Here is a 25,782-nt window from a genome sequence, read left to right as displayed (position 1 = left end):
TTAGAAGCACGGTGATAAGATAAACTTAAATATTTACATATTAAATTTGAATAATGAGGTGACGGTCCAATGAAAGATGGATTAGTACAAGCACTTAATGAACAGATGAATTTCGAGTTTTATTCCGCTCATGTTTATCTAGCGATGGCTGCTTATTGTTCCGGCGAAAGTCTGGATGGATTTGCAAACTTTTTTCTAATTCAAGCCGAAGAAGAACGGTTCCATGCCATGAAGATTTATAAATTCCTTAACGACCGGGATAACCGTGCTACGCTAGAAGCACTGCCAGAGCCGAAGAACGAATATAACTCGATGTTAGATGCTTTTGAACATGCCTTCGCGCATGAACAGCAGAACACTAAACGGTTCTATCATTTGGCTGACCTTGCTCTGGATGAGCGTGAACATGCGACGATTTATTTCTTGAAATGGTTTATAGACGAGCAAGTAGAAGAAGAAGCACTCTTTAGCAACATCATCAGTAAACTGAAACGAATTGAAAAAGATAGCAACGCCTTCTACATGCTGGATGCCGAGTTTGCTGCACGTACTTTTACAGCTCCGGCTGAATAAGTTATTGAAGCCCAAAAGCCTGAGAAATCAGGCTTTTTTATTTTATAGATGTAGGAAGTTTAATCGCGAGCAGCTTATTATCCGTCCGAATCATCAGCATCCCTCCAGTTTTAAGGGAAGGGGCAAAGTTACGAGAGCCTGTGTTCACAGTGAAAATAGGCTTTAGAGTTAACATGTCATAAGCGTGAAATAGGCCATCAGATTGTCCACTATAAACCACGTTTCCGAACAGATCCGTCTGTACCACTGGATTCTCTCCAATATTGAGGTCGACAAGCTGGCCAGTTCCTAGCTTAAGTGCGGATAAAGTACCTTTATCTTGATTTTGAAATAACATTCTTTGTTGATAAACTTGGTTCAATGGAGAGTCTTTTTCTTTAACCATCGAGGCCCAGGTTTGCACCGGTTTACCCTCTGCAGAATAATTCCAGAAATCATATTTCACAAACTTACTGCCCTGAAAGATATAAAAGTCCTTTCCATCCAAAAACGCGTTTCCATTCATCCCATTATAACTGTACACACCATCTTTATTCTCGGTATCTGTCCATTTATATAAACGTTCTCCTTTTAATTCACCTGTCTTTATGTTGAACACGGATACTTTGACTTTTCGATTTACCGGGTCATCATCCATCATAAATGTATTCGTGATAGAGTAGAGGAGCCCATCCTTCACTGCTAACGGCATCCATTGCCGGGTCTGGTCCCATAGTTTTTTTCCTGTCAGACTGTCATAAGCGGCGAGTCCAGCAGTAGTTAAGGCCCCTTGAGACAGATAGCTGCGAATAACGACCCCATCTGATTCCATGACCTCTGATAAGCCTGTAAAGTTATTGCTTTTCTCTACAGCCTTCCATTTGATCTTTCCGGTTACGGCGTCAACTGCTGCTAATTGTTCCTCTTGAGTAACATAAATAGTAGATCCTAAACGCTGTATATTTGTAGCTTTGGGGAGTGTTATGGAAGCCGACCATGCTTTTTTACCTGCCTCACTAACGGCATATAGGGAGCCGCTTTGGGTCAGACCGTAGATAAATCCATTATTGTATGTGAATAGCGGCGCTAATCCACTTCCGAACTCCCATAATTTTTTGCCTGTTGCCGCATTCATTGCGGTTAATTTTTCATTGCGCTGCAACGCAAAGATCTTCCCGTTTTCCGCGAGTGCTGTAATGTCCTGTCCGGTGATTCTGTCTTTTTTTAAAATGGCGAGTTGTGCTGACCAAACAGGTTTTAGGATCGGGGCTGTGACTTCACTGTAATAAGTGTTACTTAGGCTTACAACTGCTTTTTCTGCGGAAATGACTGACGTTGATCCACTGTTTGTTACTGGAATTAAAATACTCCCTATAGCTAAACACGTAACAATTTTCTTCGGCAAAGACTGAATCATCACTCCACGCTCCTTTAAATTTGTCATTACTATAATTAGACAATAAAAATAGCAAAAAGTTACTATTCCAGAAGAATGGAAGCAAAGTTGAACGGGGGCAAACTATGTTACGTTCTGCAAAACAGTTACGACCTTGCAACTCTATTTGACAGAGGGAACTATTACGCCCCGTAGCAACACTGTTTCTCTAGACCCACCCGAATCTCAAAGTGTAGTATAGAACAATACTATTCTTTGGGGGTTCTTTTTTTGGAAACTTATAACGACATTAAACAAGGCGAAAAAGGAGCTTGGCTAAGCATCGTTGCTTATATCTTTTTATCAGCTATCAAGCTGTTCATAGGTACAGTCTCAGGATCTCAAGCGTTGCTTGCAGATGGATTGAATAACAGTACCGATATTATTGCTTCTATCGCGGTACTAATTGGCCTGAAGATTTCCAGAAGACCGCCGGATTCGAACCACAGCTACGGGCATTTTAGAGCGGAGACCGTGGCTTCATTAATTGCTTCATTCATTATGATTGCGGTAGGGCTTCAAGTTTTGTATCAAGCTGTGAACAAGTTTATTCAACCAGCACTGGAAAGTCCTGATCTTATAGCGGCGTGGACGGCAGTGGGGTGTGCTGTAGTTATGATGGCTGTCTATATGTATAATATTAGGCTGGCCCGCGCCATTAACAGTAACGCAATGCGGGCAGTAGCACTGGATAATCGATCAGATGCTATAGTTAGCGTGGGCGCTTTTATCGGAATTGTGGCTTCCTCCTTAGGCGTTCCTTGGCTTGACCCGCTTACAGCTATCATTGTCGGACTAATCATCTGTAAGACGGCATGGGATATCTTTAGCAAGGCTACGCATGATCTAACGGACGGATTTGATGCGGAAGAGCTTGAACAGATGAAAGAAACTGTGGCAGAAATTGATGGCGTACAATCCATAAAAGATATCAAAGCCCGTATCCATGGGAATAACGTATTAGTAGACACAACTGTACTAGTGGATTCTCAGCTAAGTGTGGTGCAGAGCCATGATATTACGGAAGAAATTGAAGAACAGTTAAAAGACCGGCACCAAGTTTCCAATGTACTTGTACATATCGAACCCGTGATGAAGTAGAGATTATTAAATAGGTACCAAATCAGTAGGTGCTATATGTACAGCTAAAGGTTGAATATAGACGCCTGTGATGTTGTTAATAGTTCTTTTGTGGAGAAAGGTGGAAAATAAAATTGAAATGTAATTTTCAAGAAACGGAATGGTGATTTCATGATCGCTTGGAAAGATTCATATGATATCGGTGTAGAAAAAATTGACTGCCAGCACAGACAGTTGTTAGCGAAATTGAACGAGTTCTTTGAAGCATGCAGTAATCAGCAAGGGAAAGAAAAGATCGAGGAAACGCTGAAATTCTTAAAAGAATACACGATTGAACATTTCAGTAATGAAGAGCAGCTGATGGAGGAGATCAACTTCCCTGAACTAGCTGAACATCGTCAGACACATGCTGATTTCGTGAAGGCTGTTCTCGAATTGGAAGAAACGGTCAAAACAAAGGGAGTATCCGTACTCTCAACCATCAAGCTTAATCGAACGTTAACAGACTGGCTGATAAATCACATCAATAAATGCGATAAGCTGATTGGTCAATGTATGGCCACACGTGATAAAGCGATATAAGATAAACCTCCAAAGGAGATGCCGAAGGGCATTTTCTTTTTTTAGTTCCGATGTTTTCCGAACACCGCATTACAGTTTATACTGGGTTAACGGTTTGTGTTATGATTTGAGATAAGAAGTAGAGAAGTAGTAAGGTAAAGGGGAGAGAAACGATGAAAACATTACGAATGTTAGCTTCAGGATTTGCTATGCTGCTCATTCTGGGTCTTGTTAATTTCTACATTGGCTATCACGGCTGGTTACTTATTCATGAATGGTTTTCAGGTGTTTCGTCAGCAGTATTCTGGACATTATTTATACTCATCGCTTTTGCGTATGTCATTGGAATGATTCCATGGCCAAAATCGGTTAAACCGATCGCCAGATTCTTTAAAGTGATTGGATCGTATTATCTAGCCTGTATGGAATTTGCTATCATTACGTTACCTTTGGCAGACCTATTATATGTGATACTGGGATGGTCGGGAATCGATCGTACCTATTACATCGCAGAAGCGGGCGGGACAATTCTGATATTACTGGCAGTTTTTCTGGTCTGGGGTTCAATCAACGCCTGGAGTACCGTGATCCGCACACATTCCATTCCTATTGATAAATCTATTGGCACCAGCACGCCATTAACGATCGCGGTTGCTTCAGACCTGCACTTAGGGAATATCGTGGGCAATCGTCATCTCAAAAAAATGGTTTCACAAATGAACGCTATGCAACCCGATGTGATTTTGCTGGCTGGAGATGTCTTGGATGACAGCATTGAACCTTTTATCCGCAATAGTATGAGTGAACAGATTAAACAGTTAAAAGCTCGTTATGGTGTCTACGCAGTACTGGGCAATCACGAATATTATGGTGGATCAATTAAGGAATATACCGATTTGATGAGTAGTATTGGGATCAAGGTCCTGCAAGATGAGGTTGAAGAAGTCGCAGGAACCTATATTGTAGGCCGAAAAGATAAGACAGCCGAGGCGATGGAAGCCGGTGGCAGACAAAGTGTAAGCTCCTTGCTCGAAGGACTTGATCTTACACGTCCTGTGATTATGATGGATCATCAGCCTACAGGCTTCGACGTAGCCGCTCAAGCTGGGGTAGACGTTCTACTCTCTGGTCATACACACCGAGGACAGATTGCTCCAAATCACTGGATCACTAAACGTTTGTTCGAGCTGGACTGGGGATATCTTCGTAAGGACAATTTGCATGTAGTCGTGTCGTCAGGTTATGGAACATGGGGACCCCCAATTCGTTTAGCAAGCCGGTCGGAGATCATTAAGCTAGAGGTTATGCTGGAGGGTTCTAAAAAATACAGTGAAGAGCCTGTTTCCACAAAAACGGTGTTAATCTAAGGTGAGTTTATATTTAGAGGCTGTTTCATCAGCAGATTTATTCTGCTAGGTGAGGCAGCTTCTTTTTTTTGACAACGCATGGGGATTGTAGTATGTTTGAAAAAAGTTAAGGACTTAACTATATTGGAGCTGAATTATAGATTATGGATCATTTACAACAGTTTGTGCTGAATCAGCCATTGCATACCAAAGCATTTTTTACATTAGTTGAAGCTACTGCAAATTTAGTTTCTGTTTCTGAGAAATATTGGCAGTCGAAAGGATTGAACGGAGCAAGAATTCGTATCTTGGTGGAGATATCTAAACAAGGAGGTGCGATTTTACCTTCTACATTGGCTCAAATTATTGGAGTTACCAAAGCTAATATAAGCATGCTGTTAACACCATTGGAACGAGATGGATTAATAACCCGTTCGAATGATACCAAGGATGGCAGAAAAAGCGTCATTTCGATTACAAGTGAAGGCAAGCAATTACTTTTAGAGCATCTTCCAGAGAATCGTCAGGCTGTCGCAGAGAGAATGCAGAATCTGAATGATCAGGAGCTGCACCAACTTATCTTTTTATTACAAAAACTGAGTACATTCGAATAACAGAAAGGGTGTTATGTATGTCGATTATGGTTACAGGAGCCACAGGCCAATTAGGCAGCTTAATTATGGAGAACCTTGAGAAGTATGTTCCGGCTAGTCAAGTTATTGCGTGTGTTCGTCAGCGAGAGAAAGCTGCTAATTATTTAGAAAAAGGGTTCGAAGTCCGTTTTGGCGATTATGACCAGTTGGATTCGCTGATTGAAGCTTTTACAGGGGTCACAACATTACTTCTAATCTCCAGCTCTCATACCGATGATAAGATCAGATTAAATCAGCATGCTCAGGTCATTCATGCAGCAAAAAAAGCCGATGTGAAACATCTGCTTTATACTGGATTTGCATTTCCCCCCAAAGGTCCGATTCCTTCTTATCATGTTCATTTACTAACTGAGCAGATGATTCTTGAATCAGGGATAGATTATACGTTTCTGCGTAACGCTTTGTATATAGATTTTGTGGGTGTGCTTGGGTTGAAGGAAGCCATGGAAAGCGGCGAGCTAACCACTTATCCAGGGAACTGGCAGTTTAACTCAGTCACTCGTGAGGATCTCGCTTTAGCTACGGCAAAGGTTCTTACAACGAGTGGACATGAGAACCAAATCTACGAACTAGCCGCACCTAGCGTTTGGGACTTTAACGAATTAGTTGATGTATTATCAGAGTTATCAGGGAAAAGAATTACGTTTCGCGAGGATTCAAGCGTTCAACATTGGATATATTCGTTTCTTGCGAAGATAGACACTGCTTCTACATCAAAAGATCTGGAGAGACTGATGGAGCGGCCGGTTACCACACTTAGAGAGAGTATCAAGCCTTTTGTTTGATCTGACTTTAGTTGTTCTATCGTTATAAAGTTGTTACTATGAGTTCATCCATTATTCAGGGAGTGTAAATGATGAAGAAGATTTTAGTAGCAGATGACGATGTGAATATTCGAACATTATTAAAACATGTACTAACAAGGGAAGGATATCAGGTGATGGAGGCCAGTGATGGCCGAGATGCGATACATAAATTGCAGGACAGTATTGCGGATTTAGCGGTCGTAGATGTAATGATGCCACATGTAGATGGGTTAGAGCTATGTCAGCATATTAGAGAAACGTATGATATTCCGATCATTTTATTGACAGCACGCCAGCAGCTGAGTGATAAAGAGCAAGGTTATTTGCGGGGGACGGATGATTATGTAACGAAGCCTTTTGAGCCTGAAGAGTTGCTATTTCGGATCAAAGCTTTATTCCGCCGCTATTCCATTGCTTCAGATGATCGGATTCGATTAAATTCTCTAGTTATTGATCGGAAAAATTATGAAATAACCGATGGTGATGAGGTTCTGCTGCTGCCGGTAAAAGAGTTTGAGCTTCTGGCTCAATTGGCGCAATATCCAGGCAGGTTATATACACGTAGTGAGTTAATTGAACTGGTATGGGGCATGGATTATGAAGGTGATGAGCGAACAGTCGATGTACATATCAAACGTTTGCGTCAGCGCTTCGTAGATTATCAGGAAGATTTTGTGATCCGAACAGTTCGAGGTATTGGCTATAAATTGGAGATGGTTAACGTATGAGATCCTTGTATGTCCGGATGTGTATTGTCTTCTGTTCAGTAATTGTGGTGAGTAGCCTTCTTGGATTTTTGGTGTCTAATATTTACTATCAAGCCCAGATTAAATCTCAGAACGATGCCAAACTTACCGGAATGGCTATCGAGGTTCAACAATTCGTAGAATCACATCCGGAAACGATGGAGGATTATTTGCGGAGTATAGCCAAGCTGGGTTATAAAATCTATTTAACTGATGCTGAAGGGGAATCAAGATTCTACGGTAAGCCCTTTAGAAAAGAAGATTTGGATGAGCAGCAACTAGAGAAGGTTCTGAATGGGCAAATTTATCATGGGGTCGCGGATTTCCCGGACAGTGCATTTATTACCGGATTTTTTGATAATCAACTGCGTAATTCAATTGGTGTTCCTGTAAAAGTAAACAATGAGACGTATGCTTTGTTTATGCGGCCGGATGCTGAAGTACAGTTCGGTGAGCTGCGCGTCTTTTTCGCTGTGATCATTGGGTTCACCGTGTTGTTTAGCTTAGGCTTTGTAATGATTAGCGTACTGCATGTAGTTAGACCTATTACACGTTTGACGACGGCCACTAAACGGATCTCAAAAGGCAGATACGATATCAAATTGAATACGTGGCGGCGTGATGAAATTGGTCAGCTAGCTTCCCATTTTATGATTATGAGCCGGGAGCTGGAACGAACAAATCGGGCACGTCAGGAATTTGTCGCTAATGTATCGCATGAAATTGAGTCGCCATTAACATCTATTCAGGGATTTGCCCAAGCTTTAAAAGATTCTACCTTACCTGAGGATGAACGGTTACAGTATCTCAATATTATTGACCAAGAAAGCCATCGTCTTTCATTGCTTAGCAAACAGCTGCTTACCTTGTCTTCACTTGATTATGATCCTAATTCCATACAGAAAAAGTCGACAGACTTGCGTGCACAACTAAGACAGGTCGTACAAATCATGGAATGGAGATTAACGGAGAAACAACTGGCCGTGCGTTTGAATCTTGCTGACATCAGCGTTCTAGGTGATTCAAATCTATTGTTCCAGGTATGGATGAACCTGCTCTCCAACGCCATAAAATACACACCTGCTGAAGGTTCCATTATGATTTCCGCGAAGCTAGTGGAACAGAACTGTATTGTTTCTGTGTCTGATACGGGTGAAGGCATTTCAGCCGAGGAGTTACCGTTAATCTTTGATCGTTTCTATAAAGTAGATCGAGCACGAACGCATGAAACACATAGCAGCGGACTTGGACTTGCGATTTCTCAAAAAATCGTAGAAGCGCATAACGGAACCATTGAAGTAACCAGTACTTTGGGTGAAGGGACTACCTTTACAGTTACACTTCCGCTTTTGTAATTCATTATTCATACTCCGTTCATTTTCATCTTCTAAACTGTGACTATACAGATTAGAAGGAGTGGTAATATGTTTTTAGCCTTAAGGGAAATGCGACATTCTAAAGCCAGATACCTATTAATTATGGTTATCATGTTATTGGTTTCCTTTCTTGTACTTTTCGTCACGGGACTAGCCAGAGGATTAGCGTATGCAAATATCTCTGCAGTAGAGAACATGCCGGCGAATTATTTTGTAGTACAAGGTGATGCGGATCAGACCTTTAGACGTTCTCAGTTAACAGATACGGAGCTCCAGAATGTACGTGCAGTAGTTGGAGACAATAATGCGTCTTCACTTGCAATGCAGATGAGCACTGTCACTGCTAATGATGCAGACGTTAAAGTAGATATTACTTTTTTTGCAGTAGATATGAATGGGTTATTAGCCCCTAAAGTAGCTGAAGGTGACAAGATTACTAATGAGACAAACGGTAAAGTCCTTGTTGATCGTGACCTCGAACAGTCAGGAATCAAACTTGGCAGTATTATTCGTGATCAGGCAACCGGGATGGAATTTACTGTTGCAGGTTTTGTTGAGGATAGCTCATACAGCCATACCCCAGTAGTTTATATCAACAATCAGGATTGGCAAGCTATGAAGCAGGTGGTTAACCAAGGAGAAGAAACCTCTTCGTCGGTACCGTTTAATGTGATTGCCCTGAATGCGAATGCTGATCAAGTAGATAAGATTTCAACGAATGTAAAAGATGTAGAGGTCATTACGCAAAAAGTAGCTATATCCAATATTCCGGGCTACTCGGCAGAGCAGGGTTCACTGCTAATGATGATTGTTTTCCTGTTTGTGATCGCAGCGTTTGTTCTGGCGGTATTCTTCTATGTCATTACGATTCAGAAAACAAGTCAGTTTGGTATTCTGAAGGCGATGGGTACTAAAATGTCTTACTTGGCTTGGAGCGTGGTAGGGCAGGTCATGATTTTAGCTATATCAAGTCTTTGCATTAGCTTACTGCTTACCTTTGGGATGAATAAGGTCCTGCCAGATTCGATGCCATTCCAACTGGAGCCTTCCACCATTCTTTTAACCAGCTGTTTATTCGTTGGGATGTCTCTTTTAGGATCACTAATTTCTGTCGCTAAAGTGGCAAAAGTAGATGCATTAGAAGCTATTGGGAGGGCTGGAGCATGAGTGCAAAACTAATTATGAAGCAAGTAACCAAAAACTACGGTGATGGCGACACAACGGTGTCTGTGCTGAACAATTTGAATCTGATCGTTAATGAAGGGGAATTCGTTGCTGTCCTTGGACCTTCGGGAACAGGGAAAAGTACATTCCTTTCAGCGGCTGGTGCGCTTCTAACACCTACTAGCGGTGAGATTTTTATAGATGGAGAATCACTTACAGATAAAAGTAAAAGTGAGCTGACAGAGCTCCGTTTAGAGAAGATAGGCTTTATGTTCCAAAGCGCTCAACTATTGCCTTATTTGAAGGTAGAGGAGCAACTCCTTTTTGTAGCTAAGCAGGGGAAAATGAGTGCTAAGGAAGCGAAGGAACGGGCTGCCGATTTGATGAAACGATTGGATATCTGGAAACGGCGTAATCACTATCCGGAGCAGCTATCCGGTGGGGAGAAGCAGCGTGTAGCTATCGCTAGAGCATGGATGAATAAACCAGCGATTCTCTTTGCAGATGAGCCGACAGCCAGTCTGGACTTCAAACGCGGAAGAGAAGTTGTACGCATGATCGCTGATGAGGTGAAGAGTGAGGGGAAAGCAGCGGTAATGGTCACTCATGATGAACGGATGCTCGAATGGTGTGACCGCGTTCTGCATCTGGAAGACGGGCATTTGGTTGAACATCAAGTATAATTTCATAGTGTGGAAGAAAAAAAGCTATTTGTCTTTTCTAAAGACAAGTAGCTTTTTTATAAAGACATCGGTAGCTAAGGAAGAAGAACATTCTTGATGTCGGATGATCGAGAATTGCCTTTCCAGATGATGTTGCCTGATTGGCAGCTCCTTGATCTCACCACTTTCCAGTTCCTTCCGTACAATCCATCTGGAGAGCATGGCGATTCCGAGACCGGAGGCCACAGCTTCTTTAACACCTTGAGAGCTGTTGAAGACATAGGATCTTTTAACAGAAATATCTTCCTCCTGTAGGAAATGATCGCTGAAAGCTCGTGTGCCCGAGCCATGCTCGCGAAGCACCCAAACCTGATCCTGCAACATGCTCTGCTCCACAGAAATCGCTTTTGACAGAGGGTGGGTAGCAGGGGCGACCATAATCATCTCGTCTTTCATATAAGGAGTGACGTTGAGATCATTCTCATGGACCTCGCCTTCAATAAACCCTATGTCCAGTTCGTTGGATTTAACGCCTCCAATAATCTCCTCAGTATTGCCTATCGTCACTTGCAGCTTGACCTGCGGATATTGATTGGCAAAATCAGCAAGTCTTGCCGGCAAAATATATTCACCAATAGTAAAACTAGCGCCGATATGTATACTCCCAGTGACTTCGTCCTGAAGCATATGGATTTCCTGACTTGCTTCATCGAAATGAGCCAATATTTGTTTGGCGTGTTTATAAAGAATACTACCGGCTTCTGTTAATCTAACCTGTTTAGAAGAACGATGCAGGAGTTTAGCACCGAGCTCATTCTCAAGATTCCGGATATGCAGACTGACACCGGGTTGAGATAAATTCAGCGCTTCTCCTGCTTTGGAAAAATGACTCAGTTCAGCTACAGTAACGAATACGCGTAATGGATCTACAATCATTTTAATCCCTCATTAGATTAGTCTATACTCCCGAATAAGCCAAGAATCCACCGTCAACGGGGACGGTAACTCCGGTCACAAAGCTGGACATTGCTTCATCTGCTAACCAGAGTAGTGTGCCAAGCAGATCCTCCGGCTGTCCAAAGCGGCGCATTGGAGTATGAGAGATGATTTTTTGGGAACGGTCTGTAAGCTCGCCATCTTCACGAACCAACAGCTTCTCATTTTGTTTAGTAAGGAAAAAGCCAGGGGCAATGGCATTCACACGTATACCAGACTCAGCGAAATGAACGGAGAGCCACTGGGTGAGATTATTAATTCCTGCTTTGGCAGCGCTGTAGGCAGGTACTTTGGTCATTGGAGAAGGTGCGCTCATGGATGAAATATTAATTACAGATGTGCCCGTTCTGCCGAGCATCTGCTTGGCAAAAACTTGGGTTGGGATCAATGTTCCAATCAGATTAAGGTCCATCACGTTGCGAAATCCATCTACACTAAGGTCAAAAAAAGTGAATATGTCCGGGTTCTCCAGGTCATCATTTTTGAAAATCTCTTGGGTCGTATTTGCTGAGGAATCATTTCCGCCAGCACCGTTAATTAATAGATCGCAAGGACCCCAGTGATTCTTAACAGCTTCTGCGGCTTTCATAACACTCTGTTGATCTGTAACATCACAGGAGAGTGAAATTGCTTGACCGCCTGCGGCAGTAATTTCAGCGGCAACCAAATCTCCCTTAGCTGCGGTACGATTTAGAATCGCGACTTTAGCTCCTTGTCGACCTAACTCTAGCGCCATAACCCGGCATAATACACCGGCTCCTCCGGTAATCACAGCGATTTTTCCTTCTAATGTTGGATGCAAAGTTAATTCTAGCATAACCATTGAGCCTCCCTAAAAGTCCTGAGTGTGATTAAAGTTCCTTATCAAGTACGAACTAATCCCTGTTTGGATTGCCCATCGTTCACAGGTTTCTACAAGCTGTCTGCCAATTCCTTCTCCGCGGCAAGTCTGATCAACAACAAGACCTCCGATTTCAACAAATGAAGGAGACTCAAGCAAAATTCGAACGGTCGCATGTATCCATCCTACCAATCGGTGATCTGATTCAGCTACATATACAGCATGATCTCTATGGGTTCCGATTTCTTGTAGTCGTTCTCCTAATTGTTCCAACACATAGATCCGGACATTCCCTAATAAATTTACTTAGTGCTGTTACGATAGGCAGAAGGGGAGATTCCTATTGTCTTTTTGAAATATTTAGAGAAATGGGCTAATTCCATACTTACTTGCTCCGCGATATCTGAAATGCTGAAATTGCTATAAGAAAGCTGTCTTTTAGCATGCTCCATTCTTTTCAATTGTACATAATGCATGGGGGGAACCCCTATAAATTTCTTGAAGTAGGGGATGAAATAGTTCGGATGTAAGTGGACAATTTCTGCTAACTCTTCTATTTCTATGGGTTTATCCAGCCGCTCATCAATATATTGAAGAACATAGGCGAGCTTTCCTTGATCCCCCGTATGTATAAATTCTTGCATAAAGTCTGTTTTGATATTCTCGTTCGATTCAAGGCAAGTAGCAATTAGATTGAGGACGTTCGCCTGAGTACGCAGAATGGACAATACATCATCTTTTTGAAACTGTTCGATCATTTCTGTGAAAATAACCCGTACGGAATCTGGGTCGGGCGCATCACAGATAAACAGTTTGTTTGCCGAATGGAATAAGGGCCACTCCCCAATATCAGCATCAAAATGGCAGAAATAGCGTGTATAGGGATCATTCATTGACGTTTCTGTAGTTTGAGTGCTTCCTGCGGGCATGATCATTAGCTGACCTGCTCTCGGATAATAAGTAACACCGTTAATGATAACTTTTCCCTCACCGCGGTCAATAAAATACAGCCGATTAAATGTTGGGGTTTCCAGCGTACGATTCCACCCGCTATATCCGCTTCTAAGTTGGGCATGGGTCACTTTTACGGTAAGATTCTGGAGGAATCTGCCGGTAAGGTTACCTGGATTATTCATCATCTAGCTCCTCTATGACTTGATTATCCTTATTATAACGAATTTATTTAACTAAATCATCTTATTATTATGCAAATAATGCTTAGTTTCGATCATGTTCATGTCTATTAATTAAGTATATTCTCATAACATAACCTCAAATAGGGAAGTGATCTGATTGAATAAAGTACGGTATGGCATTATTGGAATTGGGAATATGGGGAGTGCACATGCACAAAGTCTGTTGAATCATATTAAAGATGCTGAGCTTGCAGCTGTATGTGATGTAAGGGAAGAACGTTTGAAATGGGCAGAAGAGCATTTACCGGAAAGTGTACAGAAATTTGCAACACCCCAAGAGTTATATGAGTCTCATCTCATAGATGCAGTATTAATCTGTACTCCACATTATGATCATCCAACTTTAGCTATCGAGGCTTTTCAATATGGTTATCATGTATTGGTAGAGAAACCGGCTGGGGTCTATACCAAAGCTGTTAAGCAGATGAACGAAGCTGCAGCAAAGTCTGATCGCAAATTCGGAATCATGTATAACCAGCGGACGAATCCTTTATATCAAAAGCTTAGGGATCTCATAAAGTCTGGTGAACTAGGCGAAATCCGCCGCACAAATTGGATCATCACCAACTGGTACAGATCACAAAGTTACTATAATTCCGGTGGTTGGCGGGCTACATGGGCAGGCGAAGGTGGTGGGGTGCTGCTGAATCAAGATCCTCATCAACTAGATTTATGGCAGTGGACGACAGGTATGATGCCTAAGCGGATCAGAGCGTTTTGTCATTTTGGTAAATACCGCAATATTGAGGTTGAAGATGATGTAACCGCTTATGTGGAATATGAAAATGGTGCGACAGGGCTTTTTATCACCACAACAGGTGAAGCACCGGGAACTAACCGTTTCGAAATTACTGGTGATCATGGAAAAATCGTAGTGGAAGACGGGAAGCTAACCTTTTGGCGTCTACGCACGCCGGAGCCGCAATTCAATGCAGAGTTTACGGGAGGATTCGGCAGCCCAGAGTGTTGGAAATGTGAGATTCCTGTAGAAGAAGGTGGCGGTGAACAGCATAAAGGAATTTTGCGGAACTTTACGAATGCCATTCTACACGATGAGAAATTGTTAGCTCCGGGTGAGGAAGGTATTCACGGTCTAACGTTATCTAATGGAATGTATTTATCGGCTTGGACCGACGATTGGGTGGAGTTACCGATTGATGAAGATTTATTTTATGAGAAGCTCATGGAAAAGGTAGAGAATTCTAACTTCAACAAAGAAACCACAGTCGCCCAAACCTTTGATGTTAAGGGAACTCATTAAATTCTAATCAGAGAGGAAAGATCCTATGAATCGTTCAACCATTGCTGCTCAAATGTACACATTACGTGATTTTACTAAAACTGCGGAGGATTTAAGATCCACTTTTCAAAAGGTATCTGCTATGGGTTATGAAGCTATTCAGATTTCAGCCATCGGGCCGATCGATCCGAAACTCGTAAAAGAGTATGCGGATGAATCAGGTCTGGCAATATGTGCAACCCATGTGTCATGGGATCGCCTAACGAACGATTTGGATGCTTTAGCCGCTGAACATAAGCTGTGGAACTGCAAAAATATTGGACTAGGAAGTTTACCGGAAATATTCCGTACGGGACAAGAAGGTTACCGTGAATTCGCAAAGCTGATGTCGGACATTGCAGTTACTTTAAAAGATCAACATGATCTGCAATTTGTTTATCATAATCACGATTTTGAATTTGAACGCTTTGATGGAATGACTGGCATGGAAATTCTGCTCACCGAGTCTGATCCTGCCGTTGGTTTTGAGCTGGATTTATATTGGGTTCAAGCAGGCGGAGGGAGTCCGGCTGAATGGATACGCAAAGTTGCAGGCAGAATGCAGGTAGTTCATTTAAAAGATATGGCGATCGTTAATAGAAAACAGATCTTTGCTGAAATCGGTGAAGGGAATATGAACTATAAAGAAATTATCAATGTTTGTCGCGAAACAGGTGTTGAATGGTTCGTAGTGGAGCAGGATGTTTGCCGTCGTGATCCTTTTGAAAGCTTGGAGATCAGTCTGCGTTATCTTCTTAATACGTTATAGAATGGAGTAATACTGATTAGGAGGGTTTTTATGAATCGGAAAAATGGGATGACCTATGCACCAACATATGAATCCAAACCAGTAGTGAAGCCGGGTGAATTCATCATTGCCGCTATTGCCCTAGATCACGGTCATATTTACGGGATGTGTAACGGACTGGTTGAAGCAGGGGCAGAGCTGAAATGGGTATATGATCCGGATGAGGAAAAGGTCAGAAATTTTATTAGTAAATATCCCGGTGTCAAAGCTGCTGGATCTGTGGAAGAAGTTCTGGAAGATCCCGAAGTGCGATTAATAGCAGCGGCAGCAATTCCATCTGAACGCGGACCTTTAGGCAATCGAGTAATGGCTCACGGGAAGGACTATTTTACGGATAAAGCACCCTTTACAACCCTGGAACAGCTTGAATCCGCTAGAGCAGTGGCAGCAGCAACTAATAAGAAATATATGGTCTACTACAGTGAACGCCTTCACGTTGAAAGCGCTATCTATGCTGGGCGGCTGATTCAGCAAGGAGCTATCGGCCGTGTCCTGCAAGTCATTGGATTAGGGCCACATCGTCTAAATGCTCCTAACCGGCCGGAATGGTTTTTCCAAAGGGAGAAATATGGTGGGATTTTGTGTGACATAGGCAGTCATCAAATAGAACAATTTTTGTATTATGCAGATTGTCAGGATGCTTCGGTTATTCATAGTAAAGTGGCCAATTACAACCATCCGACTTATCCCGAATTAGAGGATTTTGGTGATGCTACTCTTGTAGGGGACAATGGGGCAACACAATATTTTCGCGTGGATTGGTTTACCCCTGATGGGCTGGGCACTTGGGGAGACGGGCGCACGATGATTATGGGTACTGAGGGATACATTGAACTGCGTAAATATACTGATATGGGTCGTTCAAATACACCGGATCATGTGTACTGGGTCAATGGGGAAGGGGAACATTATGAGCATGTAGCTGGGAAGGTTGGTTTTCCTTTCTTTGGTGAGCTAATCCTTGACTGTCTGAATCGGACAGAGCTGGCGATGACACAGAGCCATGTGTTCAAAGCTGCCGAGTTATGTCTGAAGGCTCAAGAACAAGCGATCAATCTAACCCCGGCAATACTCAGATAACGATTGAATGATGAACGGAGGGTAATATAGATGAATGAACTTGGAGCAGCCATTATTGGATGCGGAGCCATTTTCCCTCTTCATGCAAAAACATTAACAGGCATCGATGGTGTGAGCCTACTTGCAGTTGCAGATATTGATGCTGACAAAGCATTACATGCGGCTAATGAATATGACTGCCAAGCTACTAATGATTATAGAGAAATTATAAATGATAACCGTATTCATGTTGTACATCTCTGTACGCCTCATTATTTACATGCAGAAATGGCTACGGAGTTGTTACGAGCAGGAAAACATGTCCTTACCGAAAAGCCTATGGCGGCAGATCTTCCTTCAGCCAGACGAATACTTGAAGCCGCACAGCAAAGCACAGGACAGCTTGGTGTGGTGTTTCAGAACCGTTATAATGATGCCTCCATATATATTAAGCAGGTCATTGATTCAGGAATATATGGGAAGCTGCTCTGCATGAAAGGAATCGTGACCTGGCACCGCAGCGAAAGTTATTATAGCGATAGTGACTGGAGAGGACGCTGGTCTACGGAAGGTGGAGGTCTGCTAATTAACCAAACCATTCATACACTGGATTTACTTCAGTGGTTTGGTGGAGAGGTGGCATCGGTGAAAGGCAGTATTACCACGGATGTGCTAAATGGGGTCATAGAGGTAGAAGATACCGCCCACGCCTGCATCGATTTCACTAATAATGTCAGAGGGCTCTTTTATGGTACAAATACCTATCTGGAGAATTCTCCAGTGGAGCTGGAGCTAGTCTTTGAAGAAGGGACTATCAACCTCCGCAGAGATCATTTATATCTTTGGAAGGATGGAAAGGAAACCTTGCTGTGTGAGCCTAGATTTAGTGCTACGGAAGGTAAATCCTATTGGGGTACCGGGCATAAGAGACTGATTGAGGACTTCTATGAGCATGTCGCCAGGGGTCAAAAGTTTTGGTTGGATGGTGCTGAAGGGATAAAAGCGCTGGAGTTGGTGGCGGGGATTTATAGTTCATCGCAAAAGGCTGAATAAATAATAAATAAGCTGTATCAAAAGTAGATTACTCTACGAATGATACAGCTTATTGTATTTTTAATGTGAATCACTTATTCTCAATCCTCATCAACGGAACTCTAAATAATCTATAACCTACCTTTTTAGCTTGTCCATGGGGGTGATTTATGTAATTATGTTCATGGGTAAGTAATTCGTAGATTTACAATAAATATAAAATGATGATTAACGGCAGGTAGGAGGGGTTAGGAATGAGTGTTACATGGAAAAGAAGGATTCTGATCAATGATCCTATTTCACTAGATCCAGTTCAGATTCAGCAAGACTTGTACAGCGGCAACCAAGTGATTGTTCAGTTCTCTGATCCATCGACCTATGGTTCGATTCTGGATGAAGTAAATGAGCTTTGCGCGCGTTTTGATGAAAATTTTGGAGTGCGTTTTTATGGCCATTATTCTGTATCCTTTGATTGTGAGACACTCCTGCAGATTCCAAATGTTAAAATGCTGCTGCTGAATTGTCTTCGCCAGGCACATAACACGAACGTATTGGCTAAGCTGAATAACCTGTATAGTCTGAGCGTGGGTATTTATGAGCTTGAGAATTCGGAGATTCTGAGTATAGATACGTTGCGGTCTTTAAGCATTTTAAATATTAGTTCGGAGAAAAAGACGCTTAATCTGGAATACCTAAAAGAATTCTCTCGTCTAGAACAGTTGCATGTAATAGGAAAGGTTAAAAACCTTGATGCTATTGGTGATCTGGAGGATCTTACCTATCTCGCGCTGCACTCCATTAGCAACAAACCCTTACATTTTATTAATCGGCTAAAGAAATTGAGAGAACTTCGCATTTTACTTGGAGGCAGAGAACATATTCAGGACATCGAAGAGAATGAGATCGAGAGCCTGGAAATTTGTAGAGTCCGTGGCTTTCATGATCTGAGTAATATTTCGGTTTTTCGTGCGTTAAAAAAGCTTGTGATTGAAGATCAAATCCAGCTACGTGAGATTAACTTTGATCAGCAGATGAAGGCATTGGAAGAGCTAACGATTATGAATTGTAAAACATTGGCTCATTTGACGGGAATGGAGCAATTACCTTTTCTGCACAAGCTTCGTATTTTCAAAACGGCGATCGATTTTGATTCATTTATAGAACAAGAGCTTCCAATTGGCTTAACTACATTAGAGTTTGCAACTTTTAAAAGAAAAGTAGATCAGGAAATTCAAAAAACAATAGTAGGGTTGGGATATCAAAACGGAATTGTCTACAATGAGAACAGGGGATGATACAGCTTTTTTTATTCCATAAATCTTGAGGACTTATTTCTATCTTTTTTACAAGCTTTTAAATATTTTATTTTTTTCATATAATAGTAGATATTAAATTTATAAATAATTGTAATACACCATGATAAGGTTATAATTGATACAGAAAAGGTGTGACGCCTAAGAAGGAGCGCCCACATCCTTTCTGCAAAATTCAGGGGATAAGGATGGTAATAATGGGCAAAAGTGCAACTGATACAGACGTCATTTTAATTGGTGCCGGAATCATGAGTGCGACTTTAGGAACACTTTTGAAGGAATTAGTACCGGAATGGAAAATTAAAGTATTTGAAAAGCTTGAAAAAGCAGGGGAAGAAAGCTCTAATGAATGGAATAATGCAGGAACCGGGCATGCGGCGCTCTGTGAGCTTAATTATACTGTTGAAAAGCCAGACGGATCTTTAGATATTAGCAAAGCTATTCAGATTAATGAACAGTTTCAGCTTTCGATGCAGTTTTGGTCTTATCTTGTAAATCGTAAGCTGATACATAATCCCCAGGACTTTATTATGCCGTTACCTCATATGAGTTTGGTGCAAGGGGAGAAGGATATAGCTTTTTTAAAGAAAAGATTTGAAGCGCTCTCAAAAAATCCATTATTCCAAGGTATGGAATTTTCTGCTGACTCTAAAAAACTGATGGAATGGATTCCGCTTATTATACAAAATCGTCCAGCGAACGAATCCATTGCGGCTACAAAAATTGACTCTGGAACGGATGTTAACTTTGGTGCTTTAACGCGTATCTTATTTGAGCATTTAAAAAGTAAAAACGTCGATCTCCACTACAAACATAGTGTCAATAGTATGAAGCGCAACAGTGCTGGCTTATGGGATCTGAAAATCAGAAATGCCAGCGGTAACATTGAACAACATACAGCGAAATTTGTGTTTATTGGTGGCGGGGGAGGAAGCCTGCACTTACTGCAGAAATCAGGTATTCCTGAAGGAAAACATATAGGTGGATTCCCAGTAAGCGGTATTTTTATGGTGTGTAATAATCCGGAAGTTATTGCGCAGCATCATGCCAAAGTATACGGCAAAGCTAAAGTTGGAGCCCCTCCAATGTCCGTACCGCACTTAGACACAAGATTTATCGACAATAAAAAATCACTGTTATTTGGGCCATTTGCCGGCTTCTCACCTAAATTCTTAAAAACGGGCTCAATGTTTGATTTAATAACTTCTGTGAAACCGGATAACCTCATAACAATGCTGTCGGCAGGTGCTAAAAACATGTCATTAACAAAATACCTGATCGAACAAGTGCTGTTATCGAAAGAAAAACGTCTGGAAGAACTGAAAGAGTTTATCCCCAATGCCAAGATTGAAGATTGGGATCTTGTTGTAGCTGGTCAGCGTGTGCAAGTTATCAAAGATACAGAAGCTGGCAAAGGCACACTTCAATTTGGTACCGAGGTTATTAGTGCCGCTGATGGTTCGGTCGCAGCACTGTTAGGGGCTTCCCCTGGAGCTTCTACGGCTGTTCACGTGATGCTTGAAGTGCTTAACAAATGTTTCCCTCAATATATAAAAGAATGGGAACCCAAAATAAAAGAAATGATTCCTTCTTATGGCTTGTCACTAATGGATAATCCCGTGCTTCTGCAGAAAATTCACACTACAACAGCAGCTGCACTGGGTTTAGGTGGAAAAGAACATGTTTTTAATCAAAAGGTGTTTTAGTAATAAGAGGGCTGCCGAAAGGCAGCTTTTTTTTCTGCTCAAACCTGAACTATTGACACAAAAGTGTATTACACGTATAGTACATAAATAAGATGTATGAACCACTTAGTACACACACTTAGTATATGGAGTTGGTTGTATGACAGAAGAACAGAAATCAGGCGTCAGCTTTAATATTCGTGAGCCGGTATATATTCAAGTTGTGCGTCATTTCAAGGAACAGATCGCCACAGGGCAAATCGGAGCGGGAGACAAAATTCCTTCACGGCGTGAACTTGCATCAGTAATGAAGATTAATGCGAACACGGCGCAGAAGGCATATAAGGAAATGGAGGAACAGGGTTTGATCGTAACAGAAGGGAATTCCCCGAGCCGAATTACACAGGATCAGCAAATACTTAACTCGATTCGAGCTGAATTAATCGAAAGTGCAGTGGATATATTCATCAGCTCCATTCAGAATATTCAAATTCCAGTTGAAGAACTGGTAGATATCATAAAGACAAAATATACATCCGAGCGAAAGTTATCTCCAGAGGATGGTGACACAAGATGATCCAAGTGAATCAGATGGTGAAGAATTATGGATTCAAGAAGGTACTTAATGGCGTTAGCTTCACTGCTGCCAAAGGAGAGATTACCTGCCTGATCGGAATCAATGGTGCCGGGAAGTCAACGGTGCTGAAGTCCATCATGGGACTGACACCATACAAAGGTGAAGTCTTAATCGATAATGTATCACTAACACCTGTGATGTATGAGAAAATCACTTTTATTCCAGATTCGTTAACGATGCCCTCCAATATGCGAATTGCTGATTGCTTGATCTTTATGGCTGACTTTTATCGGAATTGGAACGCTGAACGTGCAAAGGAATTGCTTAAGTTCTTCCAACTGAGCTCTTCGGATCGCGTATCCTCATTGTCGAAGGGGATGGCTGCGAAGGTAAATTTGTTGCTGGGACTAGCCTTGGATTGTGATTACATCCTAATGGACGAACCGTTCTCGGGGATTGATATGTTCAGCCGCGAGCAAATTACTGATGTGTTCACGAGTGAATTGATCGAGGACCGTGGTGTGATTATTACAACTCATGAAATTAACGATATTGAGCATTTAATTGATAAAGCGGTCTTGCTACAGCACGGGAAGGTAGAGCGTGAATTCTACTGTGAAGAAGTTCGCGAGCAGGAAGGTAAGTCCATTACGGACGTAATGAGAGAGGTGTACATGAAATGAGAGCTTTTGTGAAGCTATTGAATTTTGAAATGAACCGATTTGCCAAAATATATATTGGACTCATGGTGCTGACAGTTGCCTTGCAGCTTGCAGCAGTCACCATCGGTGCTAATCATTGGCTGGATTCTGCGAATGAGGCAATGAGAGTGAATCAATGGACGCTTGAGCAATATCACAATGTGACTGGATATATTCAGCTAAACAGTATGATGTATGCTCGCTATAATGGACTTCTATATTTCGGACCCATATTCTTGAGCATAACAGTGTTACTAATATATAGCTGCTTCATCTGGTACCGTGACTGGAGAGGTAAAAATACGATAGTATATCGCCTGCTCACCTTGCCATCCAATCGGGCGAATTTGTATTTTGCCAAGCTGGTTACGATCTTGCTATTCGCATTTGGACTTGTTGCCCTGCAAATTGTGCTTGTGCCACTGGAGCGTTTGATAGCACAGTCGATTCTTCCTGCTGAACTATATCGGAACATCTCGGTATTTGATTATTTGAAGTATCCTACTGTGCTTAGAGTACTGGTTCCGCCCTACTTTTCTGAGTTTGTTCTATATTATGGACTGGGCATTACGGGCTTGATCGTCTTGTTCACAGCGATTCTAATGGAGCGGAGCTACAGACTGAAAGGGATCGGCTTTATCGTATTATACTTAGCGGTTCTAGCTGGATTAGCCTCAATACCCTATCTTATGGGTTATAGCAGATACGATAGCTACTTCTATCCCGGAGAAATCTTAGGTGCTTGTCTCGGATTAATAGTGATTATTGCTGGAGGTTCGCTTTGGTACAGCTTGTATCTATTGCGTAAGAAAATATCGGTATAATTGAAGGGGAATGGAGGTTAAGGAATGAGAAAATATATGGTTACCGCCGTTCTTGTAGTGTTCGCGGTTGTTACAATCGGGACGTATTATGTACAGGCTTCACAAGAGACACCACCTAATTATAAGCTGACGATGGTTCAAGGGGATGCTTCTCTCGTTGAAGATATAGCTTTATACGGAAATTATCTGACTAAGGATAGTGTTTTTGGCATCAAACGAGCTAATATCACTACAAATGGTACAGATTATCCAGATGAAAAGTTAACGATCAGCCAAAGCTTAAACCGAAGACCAGTGAACACACAATTGGATAAATGGAGGGATCAGCATCGTCAGTTCATGCGTGGAAAGAAGAACTTAGCTGGGTTTTATGAAAATCAGGATATGCTTGCTTACGTGAATTGGACCGTAGATAAGCAGCAATCCAATGATCCTTCAGCGAAGAAAAATGCTAAGCTCAGTATTTCTGTGCTTAACAAGCAGAAGAACAATACGCTGGAAATCACATCCGATATCAATGTAGATCATGATGTTTCAGATATGTATGTACAAAATGTACAGCTTGTTGATCAAGAGCTTGTTGCAATGGTGTTTTTGAATCACAGCGCCAAAGGTTATGTATCTGAACCGCAGATTATCCGTGTTAATCTAACAACAAAGGAGATTACAAATGAGCCGCTCGTGTTACCAGGAGCTAAATCTGAAGCAGCAAATGGGGATAATCAATTCGTTAGGTTAGCCAATCAAAATCTGGATCACACGGATCAATGGATTTTAACGGTTAGTAAAGATAATCATAAAAAGGCATATCAAGTAGATGTTGCAACAGGACAAATCTCGCCGCTCGCGTTCCAAGGGCATGAAATGTTATTGAATAATATTATGAATGCGTATGGACAGAAAATTTATTTCCTGCAAAAAGCTGTATCGGGTAAGGAGAATATAGGATTTACTGTTATTTCTTACGATCTCGTGAGTAAAGAATATGAGACTACTTTGAAGAATACAAATATAGATTTAAGTGAAAACATTACCTATGATTTTAAACAAAACTATCTCTATATTGTGGGTTATAAGAATTTCAAAGGTAATCGTCTATATGTATTCAATTTGACAAGCGGTAACCTTGAATACGAAGGAAAAGTAGTATCAACGGAGGCTGCAAATCAGGCTGAAGATGAAACTAACATGGATTTGAATTTTATCGATCTCGGTCAGTATTAGAATTATTTGTAGAATAGAAAAATAGAGATAAAGAGATATGAAAAGGTACCAAGGCCGAGCTAATGACTTCTAATAGTCAATTAGCTCGGCCTTTTAGTAGAAAATTATAAAACAGCCAATAATAACTGTATTTCGATTAAAATATATTGTAAAACGATAAATAATGTGATAAATTCAATTCACAATAAATCTGTGAGGTGTGTTTTTTATGGAAAGAGGATCAACACTTTTTTTAAGGGCAGCGGTTATTCTTATAGGTATCCCGGTGCTTGCTTTGTGCATATTTGTGGTGCCGGAGATAGCGAGTTTCGCAGCAGAACTGTATCCGGATTATAGTTTATTGAAATATCTCATTGCCATTGATTTGTATGCCTCGGCGATACCTTTTTACTTTGCACTGTATCAAGCTTTTAAACTGTTGGGCTATATTGACAAGAACAATGCTTTCTCGGAAATGTCTGTACAGGTTTTAAAGAAAATAAAATATTGTGCAATCATCATCAGTTGCTTGTATGTAGTTGGTATGCCACTCTTTTACCTCATGGCGGAGAAAGATGATGCCCCCGGGATTATAGTCATCGGTTTGATTATCATTTTTGCCTCCATGGTGATTGCCGTTTTTGCTGCAGTTCTACAAAAGCTTTTAAAAGAAGCTATTGATATAAAATCAGAAAATGACTTAACTGTCTGAGGTGAAAACAATGGCGATTATAATTAATATCGACGTGATGCTGGCTAAAAGAAAAATGAGTGTTACTGAGCTTTCGGAGAGAGTTGGAATAACAATGGCTAATCTTTCTATATTGAAAAATGGAAAAGCAAAAGCGGTGCGATTATCAACGTTAGAGGCAATTTGTAAGGCTTTGGAATGTCAGCCTGGAGATCTATTAGAATACAAAAATGATGAGGAAAGTTAAGAATGAAGTCAATAACACAATTGCTGCATTTTGGATATCATCAGGCGATGAGTTGTATATTTCCTATTGCGATTTTTGGGACTTTAGCTCTTTCTAACATAATAGAAATGCCTTTTCTTTACCGTTATGATGCCATTCTTCTAATACTGCTTACAGTGCAGTACCTCATGTACCGTACTGGATTAGAGACACTGGATGAAATAAAAGTAATCTGTGTGTTCCACGTTATTGGTTTATTGCTGGAAATCTATAAGGTAAAGATGGGTTCATGGGCATACCCAGAGCCAGGGTTTACGAAGGTGTTTGGTGTACCCCTCTATAGTGGATTTATGTATGCGAGTGTCGCAAGCTTTATGTGCCAGATATGGCGAAGACTGAAAATGGATATGACCGGTTGGCCGGGGCTTGCTTCAGCGGGATTGTTGGGAGGAGCCATCTATTTAAATTTTTTCACACATCATTTCATTCCTGATTTTCGTTGGTGGCTGACAGCGCTTGTGGTTGTTGTCTTCTGGAAAACATGGATCATTTATAGGGTACGGACGGTTACCTATCGAATGCCCTTGACACTGGCCTTTTTTATTGTAGGATTTTTTATCTGGTTAGCTGAAAATATCGCTACATTTTTTAATGCATGGAAATATCCTGATCAATATCAAACGTGGCAACTGGTTAGTTTCAGTAAGATCAGTTCGTGGTTCCTTCTAGTGATCATTAGCGTCATTATAGTTGCCCAGCTTAAACATGTTAAGGCTAGCCGTAATCCGATAAATTCATAATTGAGCTGAGTTCGGACAATACGGTTGATTTGACGAATAAATCATTCGTTTGTTACAATGACGGCATCAATTAGGAAAAGGATGAGGACGATGGTTCGTCGTTTGAAAAGGTTTAAGAATGTCGCTACTGCATCAAGCTTCTAAGTATAAATGAATTACATTACTTAGAA

Annotated in this window: 28 protein-coding genes; 23 read left to right on the top strand and 5 right to left on the bottom strand. The window is 41.4% G+C overall.

Going from position 1 to position 25,782, the window contains the following annotated elements; all coding sequences use genetic code 11:
- Positions 1–69 precede the first annotated feature (69 nt).
- The gene (locus MKY63_RS27140; RefSeq protein ID WP_076129328.1) at positions 70–573 is read left to right on the top strand and encodes a ferritin; all 504 of its coding nucleotides are present in this window, start codon (positions 70–72) and stop codon (positions 571–573) included.
- Positions 574–610: 37 nt separating this feature from the next.
- On the opposite strand, the gene MKY63_RS27135 is transcribed toward MKY63_RS27140, so the two are convergent.
- Positions 611–1,969 (bottom strand): PQQ-binding-like beta-propeller repeat protein, encoded by a 1,359-nt coding sequence (locus tag MKY63_RS27135; RefSeq protein ID WP_339810557.1) that lies wholly within the window; start codon positions 1,967–1,969, stop codon positions 611–613.
- 249 nt (positions 1,970–2,218) lie between these two features.
- On the opposite strand from MKY63_RS27135, the gene MKY63_RS27130 reads away from it, so the two are divergent.
- From MKY63_RS27130 to MKY63_RS27090, 9 genes are all read left to right on the top strand, one after another.
- Positions 2,219–3,088: a cation diffusion facilitator family transporter gene (locus tag MKY63_RS27130; protein ID WP_036678210.1), complete on the top strand. Its 870-nt coding sequence runs from the start codon at positions 2,219–2,221 to the stop codon at positions 3,086–3,088.
- A gap of 150 nt (positions 3,089–3,238) precedes the next feature.
- Entirely contained in the window at positions 3,239–3,649 is a 411-nt protein-coding gene (locus MKY63_RS27125; RefSeq protein WP_051491008.1) for a bacteriohemerythrin, read from the top strand.
- Between the two features lie 152 nt (positions 3,650–3,801).
- On the top strand, positions 3,802–4,995 hold the full coding sequence (locus tag MKY63_RS27120) for a metallophosphoesterase (protein WP_038570755.1): 1,194 nt from the start codon (positions 3,802–3,804) through the stop codon (positions 4,993–4,995).
- A gap of 140 nt (positions 4,996–5,135) precedes the next feature.
- The gene (locus MKY63_RS27115) at positions 5,136–5,588 is read left to right on the top strand and encodes a MarR family transcriptional regulator (protein ID WP_038570758.1); all 453 of its coding nucleotides are present in this window, start codon (positions 5,136–5,138) and stop codon (positions 5,586–5,588) included.
- Between the two features lie 17 nt (positions 5,589–5,605).
- On the top strand, positions 5,606–6,412 hold the full coding sequence (locus tag MKY63_RS27110; protein ID WP_076099327.1) for an NmrA family NAD(P)-binding protein: 807 nt from the start codon (positions 5,606–5,608) through the stop codon (positions 6,410–6,412).
- 71 nt (positions 6,413–6,483) lie between these two features.
- On the top strand, positions 6,484–7,161 hold the full coding sequence (locus MKY63_RS27105; RefSeq protein WP_036678199.1) for a response regulator transcription factor: 678 nt from the start codon (positions 6,484–6,486) through the stop codon (positions 7,159–7,161).
- Positions 7,158–8,534 (top strand): HAMP domain-containing sensor histidine kinase, encoded by a 1,377-nt coding sequence (locus tag MKY63_RS27100; protein WP_339810553.1) that lies wholly within the window; start codon positions 7,158–7,160, stop codon positions 8,532–8,534. The genes MKY63_RS27105 and MKY63_RS27100 overlap by 4 nt, the downstream gene beginning before the upstream one ends.
- Positions 8,535–8,603: 69 nt before the next feature.
- Entirely contained in the window at positions 8,604–9,722 is a 1,119-nt protein-coding gene (locus MKY63_RS27095) for an ABC transporter permease (RefSeq protein ID WP_339810550.1), read from the top strand.
- The gene (locus MKY63_RS27090; protein ID WP_036678191.1) at positions 9,719–10,402 is read left to right on the top strand and encodes an ABC transporter ATP-binding protein; all 684 of its coding nucleotides are present in this window, start codon (positions 9,719–9,721) and stop codon (positions 10,400–10,402) included. Before MKY63_RS27095 ends, MKY63_RS27090 begins: the two co-directional genes overlap by 4 nt.
- Positions 10,403–10,426: 24 nt before the next feature.
- Here MKY63_RS27090 and MKY63_RS27085 read toward each other — a convergent pair whose 3' ends face one another.
- The 4 genes from MKY63_RS27085 to MKY63_RS27070 are packed head-to-tail and all read right to left on the bottom strand — an operon-like array spanning position 10,427 to position 13,357.
- Positions 10,427–11,317: a LysR family transcriptional regulator gene (locus MKY63_RS27085; RefSeq protein WP_036678189.1), complete on the bottom strand. Its 891-nt coding sequence runs from the start codon at positions 11,315–11,317 to the stop codon at positions 10,427–10,429.
- A 22-nt stretch (positions 11,318–11,339) separates the two neighbouring features.
- On the bottom strand, positions 11,340–12,194 hold the full coding sequence (locus MKY63_RS27080; RefSeq protein ID WP_076099325.1) for an SDR family oxidoreductase: 855 nt from the start codon (positions 12,192–12,194) through the stop codon (positions 11,340–11,342).
- Between the two features lie 15 nt (positions 12,195–12,209).
- The gene (locus MKY63_RS27075; RefSeq protein ID WP_254924520.1) at positions 12,210–12,491 is read right to left on the bottom strand and encodes a GNAT family N-acetyltransferase; all 282 of its coding nucleotides are present in this window, start codon (positions 12,489–12,491) and stop codon (positions 12,210–12,212) included.
- Between the two features lie 29 nt (positions 12,492–12,520).
- A complete protein-coding gene (locus tag MKY63_RS27070; RefSeq protein WP_305953517.1) occupies positions 12,521–13,357 on the bottom strand; it encodes an AraC family transcriptional regulator in 837 nt (278 codons plus the stop codon).
- Between the two features lie 154 nt (positions 13,358–13,511).
- Between MKY63_RS27070 and MKY63_RS27065 the strand changes: the two genes are divergently transcribed.
- The 13 genes from MKY63_RS27065 to MKY63_RS27005 all read left to right on the top strand — a co-directional run bounded on the left by MKY63_RS27065 (position 13,512) and on the right by MKY63_RS27005 (position 25,612).
- Complete coding sequence (locus MKY63_RS27065; protein ID WP_339810547.1) at positions 13,512–14,675, top strand: Gfo/Idh/MocA family oxidoreductase; 1,164 nt, start codon at positions 13,512–13,514, stop codon at positions 14,673–14,675.
- A gap of 25 nt (positions 14,676–14,700) precedes the next feature.
- On the top strand, positions 14,701–15,462 hold the full coding sequence (locus MKY63_RS27060; RefSeq protein ID WP_038570765.1) for a sugar phosphate isomerase/epimerase: 762 nt from the start codon (positions 14,701–14,703) through the stop codon (positions 15,460–15,462).
- Between the two features lie 30 nt (positions 15,463–15,492).
- On the top strand, positions 15,493–16,581 hold the full coding sequence (locus MKY63_RS27055; protein WP_036678180.1) for a Gfo/Idh/MocA family oxidoreductase: 1,089 nt from the start codon (positions 15,493–15,495) through the stop codon (positions 16,579–16,581).
- Positions 16,582–16,611: 30 nt separating this feature from the next.
- Entirely contained in the window at positions 16,612–17,613 is a 1,002-nt protein-coding gene (locus MKY63_RS27050; RefSeq protein ID WP_339810545.1) for a Gfo/Idh/MocA family oxidoreductase, read from the top strand.
- 233 nt (positions 17,614–17,846) lie between these two features.
- Positions 17,847–18,887 (top strand): hypothetical protein, encoded by a 1,041-nt coding sequence (locus MKY63_RS27045; protein ID WP_076099321.1) that lies wholly within the window; start codon positions 17,847–17,849, stop codon positions 18,885–18,887.
- A gap of 215 nt (positions 18,888–19,102) precedes the next feature.
- Positions 19,103–20,611 carry a malate:quinone oxidoreductase gene (locus MKY63_RS27040; protein ID WP_339810541.1) on the top strand — a complete coding sequence of 503 codons (1,509 nt, stop codon included), beginning with the start codon at positions 19,103–19,105 and terminating at the stop codon, positions 20,609–20,611.
- A gap of 139 nt (positions 20,612–20,750) precedes the next feature.
- Positions 20,751–21,167, top strand: coding sequence for a GntR family transcriptional regulator (locus tag MKY63_RS27035; protein ID WP_036678170.1), 417 nt, complete (start codon positions 20,751–20,753; stop codon positions 21,165–21,167).
- Positions 21,164–21,850 (top strand): ABC transporter ATP-binding protein, encoded by a 687-nt coding sequence (locus tag MKY63_RS27030; RefSeq protein ID WP_036678167.1) that lies wholly within the window; start codon positions 21,164–21,166, stop codon positions 21,848–21,850. Before MKY63_RS27035 ends, MKY63_RS27030 begins: the two co-directional genes overlap by 4 nt.
- The gene (locus MKY63_RS27025; protein WP_038570781.1) at positions 21,847–22,692 is read left to right on the top strand and encodes a hypothetical protein; all 846 of its coding nucleotides are present in this window, start codon (positions 21,847–21,849) and stop codon (positions 22,690–22,692) included. Before MKY63_RS27030 ends, MKY63_RS27025 begins: the two co-directional genes overlap by 4 nt.
- Positions 22,693–22,716: 24 nt before the next feature.
- On the top strand, positions 22,717–23,916 hold the full coding sequence (locus MKY63_RS27020) for a hypothetical protein (RefSeq protein ID WP_036678162.1): 1,200 nt from the start codon (positions 22,717–22,719) through the stop codon (positions 23,914–23,916).
- Between the two features lie 208 nt (positions 23,917–24,124).
- Positions 24,125–24,607, top strand: coding sequence for a DUF2975 domain-containing protein (locus tag MKY63_RS27015; RefSeq protein ID WP_038570783.1), 483 nt, complete (start codon positions 24,125–24,127; stop codon positions 24,605–24,607).
- A gap of 10 nt (positions 24,608–24,617) precedes the next feature.
- Complete coding sequence (locus MKY63_RS27010) at positions 24,618–24,833, top strand: helix-turn-helix transcriptional regulator (protein ID WP_036678155.1); 216 nt, start codon at positions 24,618–24,620, stop codon at positions 24,831–24,833.
- A 2-nt stretch (positions 24,834–24,835) separates the two neighbouring features.
- A complete protein-coding gene (locus MKY63_RS27005) occupies positions 24,836–25,612 on the top strand; it encodes a DUF817 domain-containing protein (protein WP_038570784.1) in 777 nt (258 codons plus the stop codon).
- Positions 25,613–25,782 lie beyond the last annotated feature (170 nt).

It is taken from the genome of Paenibacillus sp. FSL R7-0189 (genome assembly GCF_037969925.1).
Lineage (GTDB): Bacteria > Bacillota > Bacilli > Paenibacillales > Paenibacillaceae > Paenibacillus_AQ > Paenibacillus_AQ odorifer.
The sequence above is the reverse complement of the archived record's forward strand: the minus strand, read 5'-3'. Positions and strand labels throughout refer to the sequence as shown.

Excerpts from the sequence above, each read along its gene's own strand:
- MKY63_RS27140 (WP_076129328.1), top strand. The coding sequence starts at position 70 with ATGAAAGATGGATTAGTACAAGCACTTAATGAACAGATGAATTTCGAG.
- MKY63_RS27135 (WP_339810557.1), bottom strand. The coding sequence starts at position 1,969 with ATGATTCAGTCTTTGCCGAAGAAAATTGTTACGTGTTTAGCTATAGGG.
- MKY63_RS27125 (WP_051491008.1), top strand. The coding sequence starts at position 3,239 with ATGATCGCTTGGAAAGATTCATATGATATCGGTGTAGAAAAAATTGAC.
- MKY63_RS27120 (WP_038570755.1), top strand. The coding sequence starts at position 3,802 with ATGAAAACATTACGAATGTTAGCTTCAGGATTTGCTATGCTGCTCATT.
- MKY63_RS27110 (WP_076099327.1), top strand. The coding sequence starts at position 5,606 with ATGTCGATTATGGTTACAGGAGCCACAGGCCAATTAGGCAGCTTAATT.
- MKY63_RS27105 (WP_036678199.1), top strand. The coding sequence starts at position 6,484 with ATGAAGAAGATTTTAGTAGCAGATGACGATGTGAATATTCGAACATTA.
- MKY63_RS27100 (WP_339810553.1), top strand. The coding sequence starts at position 7,158 with ATGAGATCCTTGTATGTCCGGATGTGTATTGTCTTCTGTTCAGTAATT.
- MKY63_RS27095 (WP_339810550.1), top strand. The coding sequence starts at position 8,604 with ATGTTTTTAGCCTTAAGGGAAATGCGACATTCTAAAGCCAGATACCTA.
- MKY63_RS27090 (WP_036678191.1), top strand. The coding sequence starts at position 9,719 with ATGAGTGCAAAACTAATTATGAAGCAAGTAACCAAAAACTACGGTGAT.
- MKY63_RS27085 (WP_036678189.1), bottom strand. The coding sequence starts at position 11,317 with ATGATTGTAGATCCATTACGCGTATTCGTTACTGTAGCTGAACTGAGT.
- MKY63_RS27080 (WP_076099325.1), bottom strand. The coding sequence starts at position 12,194 with ATGCTAGAATTAACTTTGCATCCAACATTAGAAGGAAAAATCGCTGTG.
- MKY63_RS27070 (WP_305953517.1), bottom strand. The coding sequence starts at position 13,357 with ATGATGAATAATCCAGGTAACCTTACCGGCAGATTCCTCCAGAATCTT.
- MKY63_RS27060 (WP_038570765.1), top strand. The coding sequence starts at position 14,701 with ATGAATCGTTCAACCATTGCTGCTCAAATGTACACATTACGTGATTTT.
- MKY63_RS27055 (WP_036678180.1), top strand. The coding sequence starts at position 15,493 with ATGAATCGGAAAAATGGGATGACCTATGCACCAACATATGAATCCAAA.
- MKY63_RS27050 (WP_339810545.1), top strand. The coding sequence starts at position 16,612 with ATGAATGAACTTGGAGCAGCCATTATTGGATGCGGAGCCATTTTCCCT.
- MKY63_RS27045 (WP_076099321.1), top strand. The coding sequence starts at position 17,847 with ATGAGTGTTACATGGAAAAGAAGGATTCTGATCAATGATCCTATTTCA.
- MKY63_RS27040 (WP_339810541.1), top strand. The coding sequence starts at position 19,103 with ATGGGCAAAAGTGCAACTGATACAGACGTCATTTTAATTGGTGCCGGA.
- MKY63_RS27035 (WP_036678170.1), top strand. The coding sequence starts at position 20,751 with ATGACAGAAGAACAGAAATCAGGCGTCAGCTTTAATATTCGTGAGCCG.
- MKY63_RS27030 (WP_036678167.1), top strand. The coding sequence starts at position 21,164 with ATGATCCAAGTGAATCAGATGGTGAAGAATTATGGATTCAAGAAGGTA.
- MKY63_RS27025 (WP_038570781.1), top strand. The coding sequence starts at position 21,847 with ATGAGAGCTTTTGTGAAGCTATTGAATTTTGAAATGAACCGATTTGCC.
- MKY63_RS27020 (WP_036678162.1), top strand. The coding sequence starts at position 22,717 with ATGAGAAAATATATGGTTACCGCCGTTCTTGTAGTGTTCGCGGTTGTT.
- MKY63_RS27015 (WP_038570783.1), top strand. The coding sequence starts at position 24,125 with ATGGAAAGAGGATCAACACTTTTTTTAAGGGCAGCGGTTATTCTTATA.
- MKY63_RS27010 (WP_036678155.1), top strand. The coding sequence starts at position 24,618 with ATGGCGATTATAATTAATATCGACGTGATGCTGGCTAAAAGAAAAATG.
- MKY63_RS27005 (WP_038570784.1), top strand. The coding sequence starts at position 24,836 with ATGAAGTCAATAACACAATTGCTGCATTTTGGATATCATCAGGCGATG.